The sequence below is a fragment of the Phytoactinopolyspora alkaliphila genome (assembly GCF_010550695.1).
GTDB lineage: Bacteria > Actinomycetota > Actinomycetes > Jiangellales > Jiangellaceae > Phytoactinopolyspora > Phytoactinopolyspora alkaliphila.
The window spans coordinates 1-14,753 of record NZ_JAAGOB010000015.1 but is presented as its reverse complement, the minus strand read 5'-3'; the positions used below and the strand labels follow the sequence as shown (position 1 = coordinate 14,753).

Here is a 14,753-nt window from a genome sequence, read left to right as displayed (position 1 = left end):
GAGAGAACCGACGGGACGCGGACGATGTCCTCGCGCATACGCCGTCGAAAGGCCTCAAAGAGTGGGCTCAGGTAAAGGTGAGGTGGCCGACGCCGCTACGCGGGGACGACCGCGCAGCCGGGTGCTCGTGGACGCGTGCGGCCGGGCGCGTCAGGATCGCGGACGACGACGGTTCCGAGGCGAGCGGCGAGACGTCGGAGGGACCGTGACCGCACAGTGGCCGCAGTCGCGTCGACGCCTGGGAGCTGGAACGCCACCCGGGCAAGCACGGCAGCCACGACGACAAACGCGACCATCGACAGCAGCCCTGCCGTCAGCTCGCCCGAAGTCGCGGAATCCGGACCGGCGCCGAAGACCACGACGAACGTGGTCATGAGCGCGAGCAGCACCTGTGCCTCCGAATGAAGAGCGTGATCTCCAGCCTAGCCTCACGCCAGCTGTCGGTCGAGAGTGGGATCGCGACGCGCTGGTGACGCGACGTCGTGCCGCGTTCCGCGTTGCCCCTCAACGGAGGCTGATGCGGATGGGCCGGCCCTTCCGAACACTGCGTTTGCGCCCAGTTTGGTGAGCTGAGGCAAGGTCGGGTAGAGTTCCGAACTGCGACGCACCGCGTCGATGCACTGCAAAGGCCCCGTTGTGTAGCGGCCTAGCACGCCGCCCTCTCAAGGCGGTAGCGCGGGTTCGAATCCCGTCGGGGCTACCACTGGTAGAGCGCCCCTCACCTGCGGAAACGCGAGTGAGGGGCGCTCTTCGTGTGTCCGGCTGTCTCCGGCTGGAAACGGGTTTCTCCGACTGTTCTTGTTGAATACGTGTTGAAGTTTTAGTCGCCGATCGAGCGCCCCAGAGCGTTGTCGATCTTGGCTTGGTTGCGCGCTGCGTCGCCGTCGATGCACTTTGCGTAGATCTTGAGGAGGACGTCGACGGAGTGGCCTGCCCATTCGGCGACCTGGGTTGCCGGGACGCCGGCGTTGAGCCATGTCGAGACGGCTGCGTGGCGTAGGTCGTAGGGTCTGGCCGCGACGTGAGACGTTCCGGCATTCTCGCCGAAGACGGACTCTCGGGCATGAGCCCATGTTCGGGTGACGCTGAGGGCCGGAAGGTGGTCGGTGTTGCGTTCGCCGACGAAGAGTCGCCCGTCCGCTGTGGTACCGAACCGTTTGATGTGGCGACGTAGCAGTGCGGTGAGTTCCGGCGGGCACGGTACGGTGCGGGTCTCGCCGATCGCGCGTTGCTTGAGTTGGCGATTGTCGCGTTCATCTCCGGAGTTGGTCCACTCGCTGCCAGCGTGAGGCTTGGCGTTCTCGAGGTGAATCTTGCCCCAGCCCTCAGCCGGCCCATCGATGCTCTGCTTGGCTAACGCGGCGGCTTCTTCCGGACGCAGGGCGGCGAAGTACAAGGAGGCGTAGAAGGCGACCAGGTGAGGTGCACGCTTGTCAACGGCGGTGAGTAATGCTCGTACTTGGCTGGGGTTGGCGACGCGGCGGCGGTCGACGGCCTGAACGGTGCGAGGTGGTTTCCATTTGAGCGCCGGTATGGGATTGGTGGTGAGGATCTTGCGTTCGATGGCGTACTCGACGGCGTTGTGCAGGATTCGTCGCCACCTGGAAACCACACTCGGTGCCCGCGGGGTGCCGTCTAGGCGTATGGCCAGGTCGTCGAGAATTTTCCGTAGGACTTGTGGGTCGTTGAGGTCTGCTGCTGGACGGGTGTGTCGGCTGGCCCAGCGCAGCGCTTGCGTAGCCTGTTCGGGGATGTCGGGGATGTCGGGGCTGGCTCGGCGGCTGGTGTTGAACGCGTACCGTTTTATTGCGGACCGAAGCTGTACGCCGTCGGGTTGACCGCGGTCGGTGGTGAACATCGAACAGGTGACGGCGGTCATTGCCTCGGCGATGGTGCGGCGAGTGGTGGCCGCCGACTTGGGCCATTTGGCGTCGACGTAGTCGCAGGCGAACTCATACCAAGAAATCTCCTTGTCGGCCTGTTGCATCGATTCTGGTAGGCCGGAGTTCACATTGAATGCCTCGCCCTTGCGGGCAGCTGACACCAGCTCGGAGCGGAAGCTATCCGCTTGCGCTCGTTTTCGAAAAGACCGGTTGAATGCCCGGCCGTCTACGCCCCAGCGCACGTAATAGGTGGTGACTCGGGTGCCCTTGCGAACGGTGGTTTTCCAGACGCGGGCGTTGTAGCTGGTGAGCATCAGACGGTGTGCTCCGTCCATGACTCGATCCAGGCGTCGAGATCTGCGCGGCGGACGCGGAGTTCGCCATTGGGGAGCTTGATGCACGGTGGCGCGGTGTTCTTGACGCGCCACTCGTAGAACGTGGACCGCGAGATGCCGAGCTCTTCGCAGATGTCCGCCACGGTGAGATGCCGATGGGAACGCAGGGTGTGAGCTGATTGAGTGGCCACGGCGTGTTGTCCTCTCTCCGCGGGCCCAATCGACGTGTGGGCCTTTGCTGAGAGGGAGACGTTCGTTTGTGCACGCTGCTGGAGCGGCGCGATTCAGTGTTGGGTGGGATGTCCTGGTTGTGGCTCTTAGTGCTTCCTGGGGACGGTTGCCACCCTTGGTTGCGACGTGCCTGGTCCGGGGTCGTTGGTGTCGTCGATGACCAGGTCGCGTGTCTTGGCTGGTCCGATGGACAGGAATAGTGTCGGCAGCCGTGGTCCCGTATCGGCACCGCACAACAGGCGATAAAGGAACTTGAAGAATTCGCGTTGTGCCTTCTTCAGCTCAGGGGTGGGGGCCGCGTCAGCCGACAGCCCGAGCTGGAGCTTGGGGATCGAATAGACGAGGGCCGGTCAACTCTTCCACGGTCCATGAACCCTCCAGTTGCGCGGCCAGTGAGTGCACAGCGTGCTGGGTGCTGGGTGACAGGCTGGACCAGACTTCGGCGTCGAACTCCTCGTTGACTCGGGTCCGGTCCTCCGGCGGGAGCAGGCGGGTGGCGAAGCTGATCGCACAGGTCAGTCGGGGTTCCAGCGTTTCGATCAGCTGGTCGGCAGGGGGCGTCGGCTCGGCATGGCCGAGGTGCTGGCCGACCAGCGTCTGGTGGGCTCGGGTGGCGCTGAACACCCCTTGCGCGACCGTGTGACCTTAGCCACCGAATCTCAGAATGTGAGCAGTCGATTCTGCTCACAGCGAACATCTCGAACCTGTGGACAGGCTGCATGAAACGTCCCCAGCCCGTGTCCGAGATGGGGCCGATGTCTGACGGGAGTGGCTACGAATATGTACGTATACGTATGTGCGAGTAACGCTCTAGTCCGGACTGTACGTGTCTAGACGTGTCTGTAGGCAACATCGTGGGAACGCCAGCGGTTATGGATAACCCTGTGGAAAGTGCTAAGGGCGCGGCTTGTCGGAATCTTGTGGTACACCCCTATACCGCAGGTCACGGGAGGTATCGGGGTTCGCCGACCGATGTGCGTGTTGAGGTTGTGTGAGGCGTATCCCGGCCCTAGTATCTCGAAGCGTCGGGCCTAGCGCCCAGATGCAAAAGCCCGGCCTGCTATCGCGGAATCTTTGGCGAGAGACGCGACAGCAAGGCCGGGGCAGCGCCCAACCTCCACAGGAAGGACTACCTCGGATGGTAGTGCAATCACGCCTACGCGCAAGTAGCCGATCGGCAAAATTTGGCCCGATGGACCCACGCTCGACAAGGGCCCGTGCCTATCTGGCCAGCGCGGTCAGTCATGGCGCCGATGAGGCCGAGATCGAGCGTCTTCGACGCGAGTTCCTACGGATTCGCGCCGAGGAGGCCATCGAGGCAGCCCAGGCCGAGCTGGCGGCGCTCGATGGCTGACCGCATCGCGACCGACCCACCGTGCCAGGAGTCTCAGACTCGCGCCGTCGACGATCCGCCCACGCTGGCCCGCGCAGCCCGGATCGTCCGGCTTGCCATCGACCGGAAACGCCTCCGCGAGGAATGCGGGGCGGCGGCATGAGCACCAACGAGCAACTGAGCATTCAGGACATCCCGGCGCCGCTAGGTAGCTACGACCGCGTCGAGCAGGCCGACAAGAACACGTCGACGGGCCCCGGCGAAGCCGGAACCTGCTCTCCCCTCAGTCATTCATCCCAAATCCAAGACCCGGCCATGGGCACAACTGCAACGCGACTACGACGAAGGACGCATCGACGACGACGCCCTCATCGAGGCGATCGAGAACGCTGTCGGCGGCTTCATCGACGACGTGGAATAGCGGACCGCCACCGGCATGGTCACCAACGGCGCCAGAGCCATCGTCGTCCGTAACCGCCTGCTCAGGGAACGCAAGGACGAGTACGCCGCCAGCACCGCGAACGAATGCCGGATGTGCGGCTGGCCGTGGGCACCTGGCACTGAACCGCCCGCCGACCACCTCTGCCGCGACTGCGCCCGCAGCGTGGCCAGCTGACAGGAGAATCACGATGACCGACCAGCACCAACTACCCGACCCGGGCACAGAGAGCCTCACCGAAACTCCCGCGAGTTGCAGTGAGTGCAACGACGTCGCTAGCTCCCACGGGGAGCCGTGCGGCACGTGCGGGTTGTACACGGCGGAGCCGAAGCCCCAGCCGGACTACGCAACGTTCATCACGCTCACAACGTTGCCGTACGTGCCTCCCCGCGGCGACTGCTGCGCGCACGCCCAAGTCGAGGTTCGCGCCGACTTCGACCGGCCGGACCATGGCGCCGCCTACGTCGTCCACACCCACTCGACTGACTGCGACGTGTGGATGTTCCTCGAAGCCTGACCCACTGAACCGAACGGAGAAACCATGACCACACCCACCACCCTCAGCGGAACTACCATCATCGAGCTGGACGACTGCCACGAGCTGTCGGTCTGCCCGGCCTGGGTCGAGACCGAGCCCCTCGAGCCGCAGGTCCGGATCGAGTTGACCTACGAGGCCGGCGCCGAGAAGCGATCCATGGCCGTGTTCTTGAGCGAATTTGACGTCGAGGACATCCGTCGTGCACTGCGGGTCGCGTTCGAGCGCGCCGCGACCCACCCAGCGTCCAACACCCGTCCGAACCTCGCGCTCGTGGAGGGCTGAAATGAAGTTCTGGAAACCCGCGGCATGCGCGGCGCCGAGCAGGCACTGGCCGCCACTCAGGCTCAGTGGCCGCAAATACTCGCGCTCACCGGCCGCGAGATGCCGGAGAAGTTCGAAGTACTGGCCCGGTACAACGCCGAACGTGCTCGCGGCATGTCCCACACACCGGAGATGGATGAGGCGATGCGTAAGCTGCAGGCCGAGTTCGACGAATGGCAGGGCGGCCACATCGAGGTCAACGCCCCCGCCTTTCGGCCCGACCTCGCCTGGCTGCGGGACGTGCTGCTCGTTCTCACCAGCCTCGCGCTCGGCATCCTGATCGGGGCGTGGTGGCTGTGAGCGCGCATACGAACAGTGCCGGTACCTCCGCCGCAACGGCGAACGTTGCACGGCCGAGGTCGCAGACGAGTACGCCGAGATCCTGCTGTGCGCGAAACACTTGCAGCGTGGGTACAGCTTGGTCGCCGAGCGGCTGAAGCTGGCCCGGCTCGCATGAGAAAAGGAGCTCCGCTTCTGGGGCTCGTGTGCCCTAGCGGCGATGTCCGGCACCTGTCAGAATGAGGCCTTCATTTGGGGGTTGACATGCGTATCCGAGTTCTCATCGGCCTCGGCTTCACGGTCCTCGTTGGACTCGCGGGCTGTGGCGACACGCCGGAACGGGTTGACGAGCCGGCCTCCCCGTGCGAGGAGGCCATCATTGTGATTGAACGGCACGAGAATCAGATGGCGGAGAAGATCCAAGGCATGTACGACGATTGGGATGCCGATAAGACAAGCTCCGATCCGCTCACCTGGTGGGCGGCCCGCGACGAGGAAGGGCGCGAAGAACTCATACAAGTGGAGATGCGCGCCGATTTTGTGCTTTGGGCCAACATGGTCCTTGAGGCACCTGATGGATGCCTTGCCCTAGAGACCCGCGCAGCCGCGAGGGGCATCGTCGGCCAGTAAACCTTGCCCTCACCCACCACGAAGGCCCGGCCGACCCGAATTCGGCCGGGGCTTCGGCATGGGGAAACGCCAGCGTAGCGGCAAACACCTCTCTCGAAATTGAAAGCACGCTCGCGACACGTCTCGCCGGGCGTCGGTCCTGACCAGAAGATCGCGTGGTGGCCAAAACAGCTAGCTCTTAGCTATCTGCTCAAGGTTCTCCTGGAGGTATGGGAACACCTCATCTGTATCGCAATAGGCCTCTTGCACTTCGTGACTTCTGAAGTGGGGACGAGCCTCCTCGTAGCCAGGAGTGTGTAGACGCCGGACGAAATCGACGAACTCGTTGAGGTCTGCGACATGGACCTCCCCGCCTTGTGGTCCTTTCAGCGGACCGGCACTCAACATGGCGAGAAGCCGGGTCAGACCGTCGTCGCCGAGAAATTCGTCGATGTCCATACAGTTCACGAACTCAGGCCCGGGGTCGCATCGCATCTTGTGCGCGATCTTGAAGTCGACCTCCCTCCCCTGTACGTCATCCCTCCAGTAGGCGTAGGCGTCTTCGACGCTCTCCGTGGCTTCGCCACAGATATCGCACTTCCAGGTCTTCAGCACGCCACCTTCCCCTCACATAATCCCTAAGTCGGCTCTCGCCTGATCATCATCATCGGCTTCGCTCAGCACCAGAGGACAAAGACCCTAGCGTCAGCTGTTGTCCAGTCCCGGCAAATCTCCCCGCAACTGCTCGCGGTCCTGCTCGGGCAGTCCGTCGACAACCGTGAGTCCTACTCGTTCGTCACACCCGGTGCGTACATGGCTGGAGGGCGTGATCAATCGTTTGCTCGACGCCGGTCTTTGCTCGTGAAGCCTTGGGCGATCTGCTGCACCCGATTGCGGTGGAGGCCGAGCCGTTCAGCGATCTGGGCGTATGACCATCCAGCGTCCCGCAGTTCCAGGACGGCCGCCTGGCGAAGTTTGCGTAGCTCTTCGGCCAGGTTCGGCATCTCGTTCAGGACTTCGCCAGCGGCAAGGGCACGTTCGGCTGGGTCGGCGATCGCGCGGAGGCGGTCCAGATCGACCAGCGGCTTGTCCATGTTCTTGAGCGTATCGGGCGGCTCGTCGAGTTAGCCTTGCACCACTGTATTGGTCAGCAATACAGTGGTGCTGAGCAGTTCACAAATCAGGTGCACGCTCCGACTTAGGTGGGCGCACTACAAAGAGACGGCCCCGGCTCGGCGACTGCAACGCCGGCCGAGGCCTCGACCGAACCTGACAGGAGGTTCAGGCCGTGGCAACCAATCTACCGGCGAACGCCCACGTGACAGCCGAAGCGCGCGGTCCACGGGAGCATGATCGCGACTCAGAAGACGCGGAGGGGTTGTTCGACCCCAACTCAGGTCCCCCTGGCTATGTCTACGTGAAGCTTGTTGAGCACCTGACGGCATTGATCGACTCAGGAGTGCTGAAGCCGGGCGCCCGGCTGCTGTCAGAGCGGGAGCTCGCGCGGGATTGCGGCGTATCGCTGGGTACGGTCCGGCGGGCCGTGGGTGTGCTGGCGTCTCGTGGTCTGGTCCGTGTTGTGGCGGCCAAAGGCACCTATGTCGTGGGGCCGGTGAGCGATGACTGAGCGCAGCGAGCGGTCGTGTTCCGCATGGTGTGACCTTTCTGGCCTGGTTGGCGGCCATGACGGCCGGCATCGTCACGATCTCGGAATGGTGCCGGGCTCGGATAGTGGGTCCCAGGTGGCGTTGTCTCTTGACGCGGCGGTCGGGGAGGCAGGCCGGGCTTGGTCCTCATGGTCGACGGCGAGTCGTCGGCGGCGGTGCACCTGGAGTGGGAGATGGCCCAGTGGCTGGGGGTGCTGCTGGTGGATGCTCACCGTCGTTACGCCTCCGGACACGGACATTGCGTGCGACGGGTGGGCCGGGAGTGGTGAGTGTGGGATGCCTTACCGACACGTCGACATGGTCCTTGGGGAGGACACGGTCAGCGGGCACGTCAGATCATCCGCTCGACGGCCGCGACGGATTATCCAGCCGCTGAGCTGCGCCGTCGTCCTCGGTAAGGAGCTCGGTCAGTCGTTCGGTCGGATTCTCGGTGAGGGCTGCCCGTTGTGATCGGGCCTTTAAAGCGACCGAGCGGCCACGCAGAAGCCCTATCCAAGCCGGCGAGTGCCGGGACCGCGTCTGTGTCCGCAGGGATGTGGGAGGTTCACGGTGCGTGAGACTACGAACAGTCACGTCGGCGACGTCTGCAGCAACGATGGGTTGCGGGCCGCGCTGCGTCGGATGCCCGCGGATGGTGGTTGGGACGGCCCGACCGGACGTGCGGTGATCGATGCGCTGCGATCAGTGGCGCGTCGATGGATCTCGCCGTATGGCGCGATCGAGGATCCGCATCGGGCGGATCACCTGGCCGGGCTGGCGTGGGAGTTCCTGAAGACCGACGCCGAGTCCGTGTTGCGGGCCAGGTCGCCGTGGTCGCTGCTTCGCACGGCGATGCGACATTTGGCGAGCGCGGCGACGCTGGCAGACGAGCTGGGCGTGTCCGAGCGGCATGCCCGTCATCTGCTGGAGTCCAAGGTGCGCTCACGGATGCCGGCTCACCACCTGCACACGATGATCCGCGTCGGCGACTGCGCCGAGACGCGTTTCGGCTCCGGTTCCAATGGCAACGCGAGCGATGACCCCGTCAGCGACGAGGTCCTCGCCGCCCTGGACGTGGACGTGACCGCGGACTGGGATCAGGCGTTGCGCACGGTTCATGAAGACTTGGTGGCCGCTGGAGCGCCAGCCACCGTGGCGGCGGACGCGATCCTCGGCGTCATCGACGCCGCGTCCTCGGCGGATTCCAAGTCGCGCATGCATACGGCCGTGTATCGGTGCGAGCAGCTCAACGGGCTCACCCACACCCAACGCCGTGCTCTTGCCGAGTTACTGATCGGCACTCGCCGCGGCGGTCCGGAGGAATCGGCGTGGCTGGCGCTGCGCCGTGAGTGTCAAGGCGAGGGCAGCGGCCGAACGGTCACTCCTTCGGCGTTTGCGGCGCGGGTGGACCGATTCGCGGCACCGTTCCGCAACGCAGCAGCTGATACCCACCGCTGTGCGGTTCCTGCCTGACGACATACGGGCCCCGCGCGTTCTGTGAATCCTGTGCCGCCGGCTCAGCGAAGGAGGGCTTCTTGGCGTATCGACCGGACGTGACTGTGGTGATCACCGTGGATGAACTCGGTGACGCCACGGCCACCCAGTCGGGTCCGGCCTGTGCAGACGGGGAGAGGATCGTCGATCGATCCGAGGCATGGGCGCTGCTGGCCACGATGGCGACGGCTGCGGGCGGCCCGTTGCTGGTGAGAACGGTCGACGAGCGCGGCCGCGCCTACCGCAACGTCGTCAACCCCACCACTACCTCGCCATTGATTCAGCCGGCCGTCACAAACGAACGCCCGGAACCGGAACATGCTCCACTGTGCCCGGACACTGAGCAACCCATACCCGCTGGCGAAGAAGAGCAGGATGTCCACGACAGGGCTGGGGATCCGCAGTCGGTTGATGAGTCTGGCTACGACGACGCAGCGCCACGTGTCGGGGCCTCGGCTCCGAACGCCGCCCGCGTACAGGGCGACGACGGTAGCGACGGTAATGGCTGGTCGCCTGCTTGGGGCGCTGACCGCCAGGCAGATGACGCGGCGGCGCCTGTCACCGAAGGTCGGGGTGGCGTCCGCGCCGGGGACGGGCGCTACCCCGCAGGACGGGGCGTGACACCGGTGGTGGCGTGTGCCATGGGGGTGCTTCTCGTCTGCTTGCTCACCTTGCAGGCGACAGGCGGTGACACCAGCCGCGGGGCGACGACGGCTTCGTTGGCGGAGATAGGACGTACCGCCATTGGCTCGCTCCAGCCGGTATGGAGCGTAGGCATCGCTGCAGGCACGAAACCGCTGATAGCTGATGCTGGCCGCTCGGTCGCCGTGCAGACCAGTGATGGGAACGTGCGGCTTGTCGATGCACGCACCGGAACCCAGAGATGGTCTTCTGCGCAGGAACCCACCAGCGCACTGGCTGTGATCGGTCGTGCCGGGCGTGACGTCATCGCCTGGCATCACCGCGAGCTGATCGTCATGAAAGGCGTCGGCGACGCGGCGACCGTCGTCGACAATATTGGCCCGCGAGCTGAGCTGAGTCGCGCCGGCGGCCAGCTCATGGTCACCGACCCGGAGAAGCCAACAGAAGCAGGCGTTCTGACCGACACGGGCCTGAAATGGGTGCCCGTTCCGGATGGAGCAACGGCGATGGGCGCGATCAACGGTGACGTCGTCGCCTCCGACGGCCGCCCTGCTCTTCACCGCACACCCATCGATAGTGGCCTCACTGAACGGGTCACCTTGATAGGCCCGGAGGGCATGACGCCACGACGCTTTGCAGGTATGGCCGGGCACACCGTGACGGTTGTCTGGGACGAGCCAGGTGAACCGGACCCGCAACGCGATGTCATCGTTGTCGTTCATGACACCGCCGACGGGCAGCCGCTCGTGTCGGCGAAGGCTGCGTGGGCGGACGTTGAGCAGGCTGAATTGGTCGCCACTATTGGCGATACGCCGGTCATGGTCGGCCTTGGGCCGGTGCTCCTGCCGGTCGCGGCTGCGTTCGATCCGATCGTCGAAGCAGACATCACCTGGCTTCGGCACGTCGATGAGCGGATCTGGGGGAGACGCCGAACCGGTCAGGTCGTGACCGTCGACCGTCACGGCACGCTGCGCGATTCCCCGCAGACACCCATCCCGCACGCCGCGACGGCGTGCGGGGCATTGCTCGTCGTCGACGACGAGCGGGTGCACGCCATCCGCCGGACCGACGTAGTGGCCCATCTGGGCCTGAACCAGAACGCCGAGCAGAAGGAGTGAGAGGTGCCGGAATGAATGACGCACATTTCGTCTCGGGCACGTGGGAACACGTCCGAGCCAACCACCGCAGTGGTGGGGGATACTTGACCGCCTTTGAGGTCGCAGCCTGGGCAGATCAGTCCACAAGATCGAACGGCGATCCGATGTGCCCGCTGGTGAACCGCGACGTGATGGCCGCGATCGTCGCTCGCCAAGCTGACCTGCACACGGCACGACGACACGTGATGCAGCGAACCAGCTACGCCACACCCGCCGGCGAAGCGCAGCCGGCGCTGGACCGCCTGAGCTGGAACGGCGACCGGGTACGCGTCGACTTCCGGGATGTGATCACCGACGGCACGGGGCAGCGGCGCGACGGCGCGCATGGGTCCTTTCACCTCGACCCGGACACGTATGGGTTGTACCGGCTGGACCAGCTCGGCTGGGAGTTGCAACCCGTACACACCGACGCACGGATCCTCCGTCCCGTCGCGGACACGATCCGCCCGGAAGCCGACGCTGTCGGCCAACGCGTGGTCGCCGCGGTCGAGCACGGGCAGCTCTCTTACGACGCTGCCTCGCGAGCGCTGCTGGTGACCATCACCGTGATGGCGCGTCGACGCCAATGGGGACCGCTAGATACCCCGCTCACCGTCACACCGGGTGCCTCGAGGCAGGGAATCGACCTATGACCCCGACCTCGTGGCCGTCCCAGAAGAAAGGCGGACAGACGACGTGAGACACCTCAGAGGAATCGCAGCTATCGCGGCCGTCGCCGCAGCGCTTCTCGCCGTGACGCTTGCGAGTGTCATCGGCGGCGGTGGCGAACGACCGACCGATCCGGCGACATCGTCTCCAACAGCCACGTCTACGCCGGACCCGACCCCAACGGGACCTGAAATGCTCACCCGTGACTCGCAGACCGAGCCACGGATCCCGTCGCCTCCCACAGGCGACCGGAACTGCTTGCCCGGTGGGTCGCTGAAACCACCTACGGCGCGGACTACCGACTGGATCGTGACGCCTACGCGGACGCCTTGTGGTCGGTGACCCTCGGGGGCGACGACGACAACACCGAGCAAGCCATGGCGGCGTTCGCTGACGACTCGGACCTTGCCGGGGTCGTGGCTCTCGTGCCTGCGCCGGACGTGTGGGACCGACTGGCCGACCACCATCAGCGGGCAAACTTCGACGTGCGCGAACCGGTCGGCGTCGAACCCATCCAGACGAGTGCAGAACTGGCGGCAGCAGGCGCGAGCACCACCATGGTCCTGGTCACCGGGCACCAGCGAATCACGTTCGATCAACCGGACGGCACGTCACAGACTCAGACCGTGCACCCGTCCCTGCAGATGCTCATCGGGTGCGCCGACGAATGGTCCGGCTGCCGCGTGCTGCGCGTCGTAGATCGGCAACCGTAGATGCTCGGCAAAGCCGCAGCTGCCTTCCTGGTGCCTGTGATGTTCCTGTTTACGGCGGCACTGGGCGCCAGCGTGGTCTTGGGTGACGACCTTGACGACGAAGAGCCCGACGGCGACATCTGGGGCGAGCACTGCGCCGCAACAGGCACGGCACCTGGCCTGGACGACGAGCAGTCCCGCGTCGCACGAATCATCATCGCTGAAGGCCAGAAGGCGGGCGTCCCACGCAGGGGACTGATCGTGGCGCTGGTGACCGCGGCCGTCGAGTCGGGCGTGCGTAACCTCGACTACGGGGACCGGGACTCACTCGGGGTGTTCCAGCAGCGACCCTCTATGGGGTGGGGGACACCAGGCCAGATCATGGACGTCTCCTACGCCGCCCGGGCGTTCTACGGCGGCCCCGGTGGGCCGAACAGCCTCGGCGCGGCAAGCGAGCCGCCCGGTCTGCTCGACATCGCGGAATGGCACCGCATTCCCGTCGGCGACGCCGCTCAGGCGGTGCAGCGAAGCGCCTACCCGGAACGCTACGGCCGGTGGGAACAGCGCGCGCGGGCTTGGCTAGCCGACCTCACCGAAGGCCATTCGTGTTCAGCCGTATTGCCGATCGGGAAAGGCGCCTACCGGATCACCGACCGATACGGCTACCGCGAGCACCCCATCACCGGCGAATGGAAACTCCACGACGGACTCGACTTCGCTGCACCCTCCGGCACGCCCGTGCGCGCCATCGCCGCCGGCACCGTCACCTACACCGGGTACCGGGTCTGGTCCGGCCCGAACACCGTCGAGATCACCCACGCCGACGGGCACGCAAGCGTCTACGGACACATGAGCACATCAACCGTGGGCCGAGGTGAGACAGTCCACCCCGGCCAGAAGATCGGAACCGTCGGACACGAAGGACTCTCGACCGGCCCACACCTGCACCTGACCATCACAGCCAACGGATCGCCGATTGACCCAGAATCGTGGTTCCAGACTGAGAGTCTTGAGCCATAAGACACGCGCATGCTTCCAGGTCAAGTCGGCGACCAAGAGATGAGCCAGGACTTAGGTTCATGATCAAATCATCAGCATTGAGTTCTTCGTTATTTATTCGTTATATGTTTCTGGGTTCACAGAGTTGCAAAGTTTTTGTTAGCTGAGGGCAAGCTATCGAGGGGTGGGGAGTTAGTTATGGGTGGCACGAGGGTGGGCCTGAGTATGCGCGGGTTCGATAAGAGGGTGGGGTTTTCGGCATTAAGTGTGGCTCTATGTGTTTCCATGGTGGGAGTCGACACTGAAATTGCAGATGCGGGTCCAGTAGTTGAAACCCTGGAACTGAAAGACTTGCCGGTGTGGGATGCGCCGGATGAAGCGGTGCGAGACGTCGATGGCGCTGTCGAGGTCGAGGAGTTCGAGCAGCTACTCCGTGAAGAGCTATTGAGTGAGGACGGCGACGGCGAGGGGTTTGGTGCAGGACTTTTATCTATCGGAACGTCGTCTACGGGTGCGATGCCGTTCTTTTCGTTTCAGGACTTCGAATTATGGGATAGTTCTGTGTTGCGGGTGAACATTGGCAACGGGAATCTTCTGCTCGAGGCGAATGACGTGCAGATCGATGCTCCGGGCGTCGCTCACCGGATCGATCGCTACTACAACAGTCTGGCGAATGATTCAACGACGTCGCCGTTGCGGGATCGGTGGACGTTGTCGGCCTGGCCGGATATCCGTCTCGACGTCGACAATGATGAAGCGACCTTCTACGGCCCGACAGGGTTCGCGCAGACGTTCACGCAGGATTCGAACGGCGATTGGGTCGCACCGCCGGGACTCAATGCTGACCTGACCGAGCTCAGTGGTGGTGGATATAGGGTCGAATACCAGCGTACAGGGGAGTGGTTGCGGTTCACATCGAGCGGGACGTTGACCAGTGACCGTGACCGCAACGATGTAGGAAATGATTCCATGGTCCATATCGACGGGCCGTTTCCTGGTACCCAGGTGGGTTGGGGCATGCGGGACGCCGCCCATCGCTCCACGGACATCTTCCACGACACCTCTCGCCGGGCTACCCATGTTGTTGATGCTGGCGGCCGGGAGACGGTCTACGGTTACGATTCGGCTGGTCGGCTGAGCACGGTGACCGCGCCGACGTTGCCCGGGCAGCCAGCGGTAATCACTGTGTACGGCTACAACAGCGACGGCCTGCTGGAATGGGTGACCAGCCCGAATGGGTACAGCACCCAGATTTCCTACGACGGCTCGGACCGTGTCGCCGAGATCAGGCGGTACCTGACGCAGCACGCTCAGAGCGGCGACGCCGCGGTGACCTCGTTCGCCTACGACGGTGACGAGACGACCGTGACCGATCCGAACGGTCACGATTCGGTGTTCGTCTTCGACTCAGATGACCGCGTCATCGAGGTCACCGACGCTTTAGGGCGAACTCGTTCGCAGGAATGGACCCCGAACAGCGACGTGGCGTCTGTCACTGATGCGATGG

The 14,753-nt window shown here is 64.5% G+C and carries 21 protein-coding genes and 1 tRNA gene; 16 read left to right on the top strand and 6 right to left on the bottom strand.

The genetic code is table 11. The features are described from left to right. Positions 1–95: 95 nt before the first annotated feature. A complete protein-coding gene (locus G1H11_RS21880; RefSeq protein ID WP_163820744.1) occupies positions 96–389 on the bottom strand; it encodes a DUF6412 domain-containing protein in 294 nt (97 codons plus the stop codon). 238 nt (positions 390–627) lie between these two features. On the opposite strand from G1H11_RS21880, the gene G1H11_RS21875 reads away from it, so the two are divergent. After that, a tRNA-Glu gene (locus tag G1H11_RS21875) sits at positions 628–703 on the top strand. 117 nt (positions 704–820) lie between these two features. Here G1H11_RS21875 and G1H11_RS21870 read toward each other — a convergent pair. The 3 genes from G1H11_RS21870 to G1H11_RS21860 form a co-directional block, all read right to left on the bottom strand. Beyond that, positions 821–2,218: a tyrosine-type recombinase/integrase gene (locus tag G1H11_RS21870; protein WP_216844018.1), complete on the bottom strand. Its 1,398-nt coding sequence runs from the start codon at positions 2,216–2,218 to the stop codon at positions 821–823. Then, the gene (locus G1H11_RS21865; protein ID WP_216844017.1) at positions 2,197–2,409 is read right to left on the bottom strand and encodes a helix-turn-helix transcriptional regulator; all 213 of its coding nucleotides are present in this window, start codon (positions 2,407–2,409) and stop codon (positions 2,197–2,199) included. Before G1H11_RS21865 ends, G1H11_RS21870 begins: the two co-directional genes overlap by 22 nt. 340 nt (positions 2,410–2,749) lie before the next feature. Then, positions 2,750–3,073 (bottom strand): hypothetical protein, encoded by a 324-nt coding sequence (locus G1H11_RS21860; protein WP_163820743.1) that lies wholly within the window; start codon positions 3,071–3,073, stop codon positions 2,750–2,752. A 568-nt stretch (positions 3,074–3,641) separates the two neighbouring features. On the opposite strand from G1H11_RS21860, the gene G1H11_RS21855 reads away from it, so the two are divergent. The 7 genes from G1H11_RS21855 (at position 3,642) to G1H11_RS21825 (ending at position 5,989) form a co-directional block, all read left to right on the top strand. Next, complete coding sequence (locus G1H11_RS21855) at positions 3,642–3,803, top strand: hypothetical protein (protein WP_163820742.1); 162 nt, start codon at positions 3,642–3,644, stop codon at positions 3,801–3,803. After that, on the top strand, positions 3,796–3,945 hold the full coding sequence (locus G1H11_RS21850; protein WP_163820741.1) for a hypothetical protein: 150 nt from the start codon (positions 3,796–3,798) through the stop codon (positions 3,943–3,945). The genes G1H11_RS21855 and G1H11_RS21850 overlap by 8 nt, the downstream gene beginning before the upstream one ends. 273 nt (positions 3,946–4,218) lie before the next feature. Next, positions 4,219–4,398 carry a hypothetical protein gene (locus G1H11_RS21845; protein ID WP_163820740.1) on the top strand — a complete coding sequence of 60 codons (180 nt, stop codon included), beginning with the start codon at positions 4,219–4,221 and terminating at the stop codon, positions 4,396–4,398. 13 nt (positions 4,399–4,411) lie between these two features. After that, entirely contained in the window at positions 4,412–4,738 is a 327-nt protein-coding gene (locus G1H11_RS21840) for a hypothetical protein (RefSeq protein ID WP_163820739.1), read from the top strand. 24 nt (positions 4,739–4,762) lie between these two features. Continuing rightward, positions 4,763–5,041, top strand: a complete 279-nt coding sequence (locus G1H11_RS21835) for a hypothetical protein (RefSeq protein WP_163820738.1) — start codon at positions 4,763–4,765, stop codon at positions 5,039–5,041. A 24-nt stretch (positions 5,042–5,065) separates the two neighbouring features. Beyond that, complete coding sequence (locus G1H11_RS21830; RefSeq protein WP_163820737.1) at positions 5,066–5,380, top strand: hypothetical protein; 315 nt, start codon at positions 5,066–5,068, stop codon at positions 5,378–5,380. Positions 5,381–5,740: 360 nt separating this feature from the next. Beyond that, positions 5,741–5,989, top strand: coding sequence for a hypothetical protein (locus G1H11_RS21825; RefSeq protein ID WP_163820736.1), 249 nt, complete (start codon positions 5,741–5,743; stop codon positions 5,987–5,989). 171 nt (positions 5,990–6,160) lie between these two features. On the opposite strand, the gene G1H11_RS21820 is transcribed toward G1H11_RS21825, so the two are convergent. Both G1H11_RS21820 and G1H11_RS21815 read right to left on the bottom strand, forming a co-directional pair. After that, positions 6,161–6,583: a hypothetical protein gene (locus G1H11_RS21820; protein WP_163820735.1), complete on the bottom strand. Its 423-nt coding sequence runs from the start codon at positions 6,581–6,583 to the stop codon at positions 6,161–6,163. Between the two features lie 215 nt (positions 6,584–6,798). Then, the gene (locus tag G1H11_RS21815) at positions 6,799–7,062 is read right to left on the bottom strand and encodes a helix-turn-helix domain-containing protein (RefSeq protein ID WP_163820734.1); all 264 of its coding nucleotides are present in this window, start codon (positions 7,060–7,062) and stop codon (positions 6,799–6,801) included. Between the two features lie 194 nt (positions 7,063–7,256). Between G1H11_RS21815 and G1H11_RS26105 the strand changes: the two genes are divergently transcribed. The 8 genes from G1H11_RS26105 to G1H11_RS21775 all read left to right on the top strand — a co-directional run. Beyond that, positions 7,257–7,595: a winged helix-turn-helix domain-containing protein gene (locus G1H11_RS26105; protein ID WP_216844016.1), complete on the top strand. Its 339-nt coding sequence runs from the start codon at positions 7,257–7,259 to the stop codon at positions 7,593–7,595. A gap of 159 nt (positions 7,596–7,754) precedes the next feature. Next, positions 7,755–7,904, top strand: a complete 150-nt coding sequence (locus tag G1H11_RS21805; RefSeq protein ID WP_163820733.1) for a hypothetical protein — start codon at positions 7,755–7,757, stop codon at positions 7,902–7,904. 280 nt (positions 7,905–8,184) lie between these two features. Next, positions 8,185–9,087, top strand: a complete 903-nt coding sequence (locus G1H11_RS21800) for a hypothetical protein (protein WP_163820732.1) — start codon at positions 8,185–8,187, stop codon at positions 9,085–9,087. 62 nt (positions 9,088–9,149) lie between these two features. Then, a complete protein-coding gene (locus tag G1H11_RS21795; protein ID WP_163820731.1) occupies positions 9,150–10,868 on the top strand; it encodes a hypothetical protein in 1,719 nt (572 codons plus the stop codon). 11 nt (positions 10,869–10,879) lie between these two features. After that, complete coding sequence (locus tag G1H11_RS21790; protein WP_163820730.1) at positions 10,880–11,539, top strand: hypothetical protein; 660 nt, start codon at positions 10,880–10,882, stop codon at positions 11,537–11,539. A 354-nt stretch (positions 11,540–11,893) separates the two neighbouring features. After that, positions 11,894–12,268, top strand: a complete 375-nt coding sequence (locus G1H11_RS21785; RefSeq protein WP_163820729.1) for a hypothetical protein — start codon at positions 11,894–11,896, stop codon at positions 12,266–12,268. A gap of 39 nt (positions 12,269–12,307) precedes the next feature. Beyond that, complete coding sequence (locus G1H11_RS21780) at positions 12,308–13,267, top strand: M23 family metallopeptidase (protein ID WP_163820728.1); 960 nt, start codon at positions 12,308–12,310, stop codon at positions 13,265–13,267. A 264-nt stretch (positions 13,268–13,531) separates the two neighbouring features. Next, positions 13,532–14,753: DUF6531 domain-containing protein (locus G1H11_RS21775; protein WP_163820727.1), on the top strand; the 1,222-nt coding region annotated here is incomplete at its 3' end.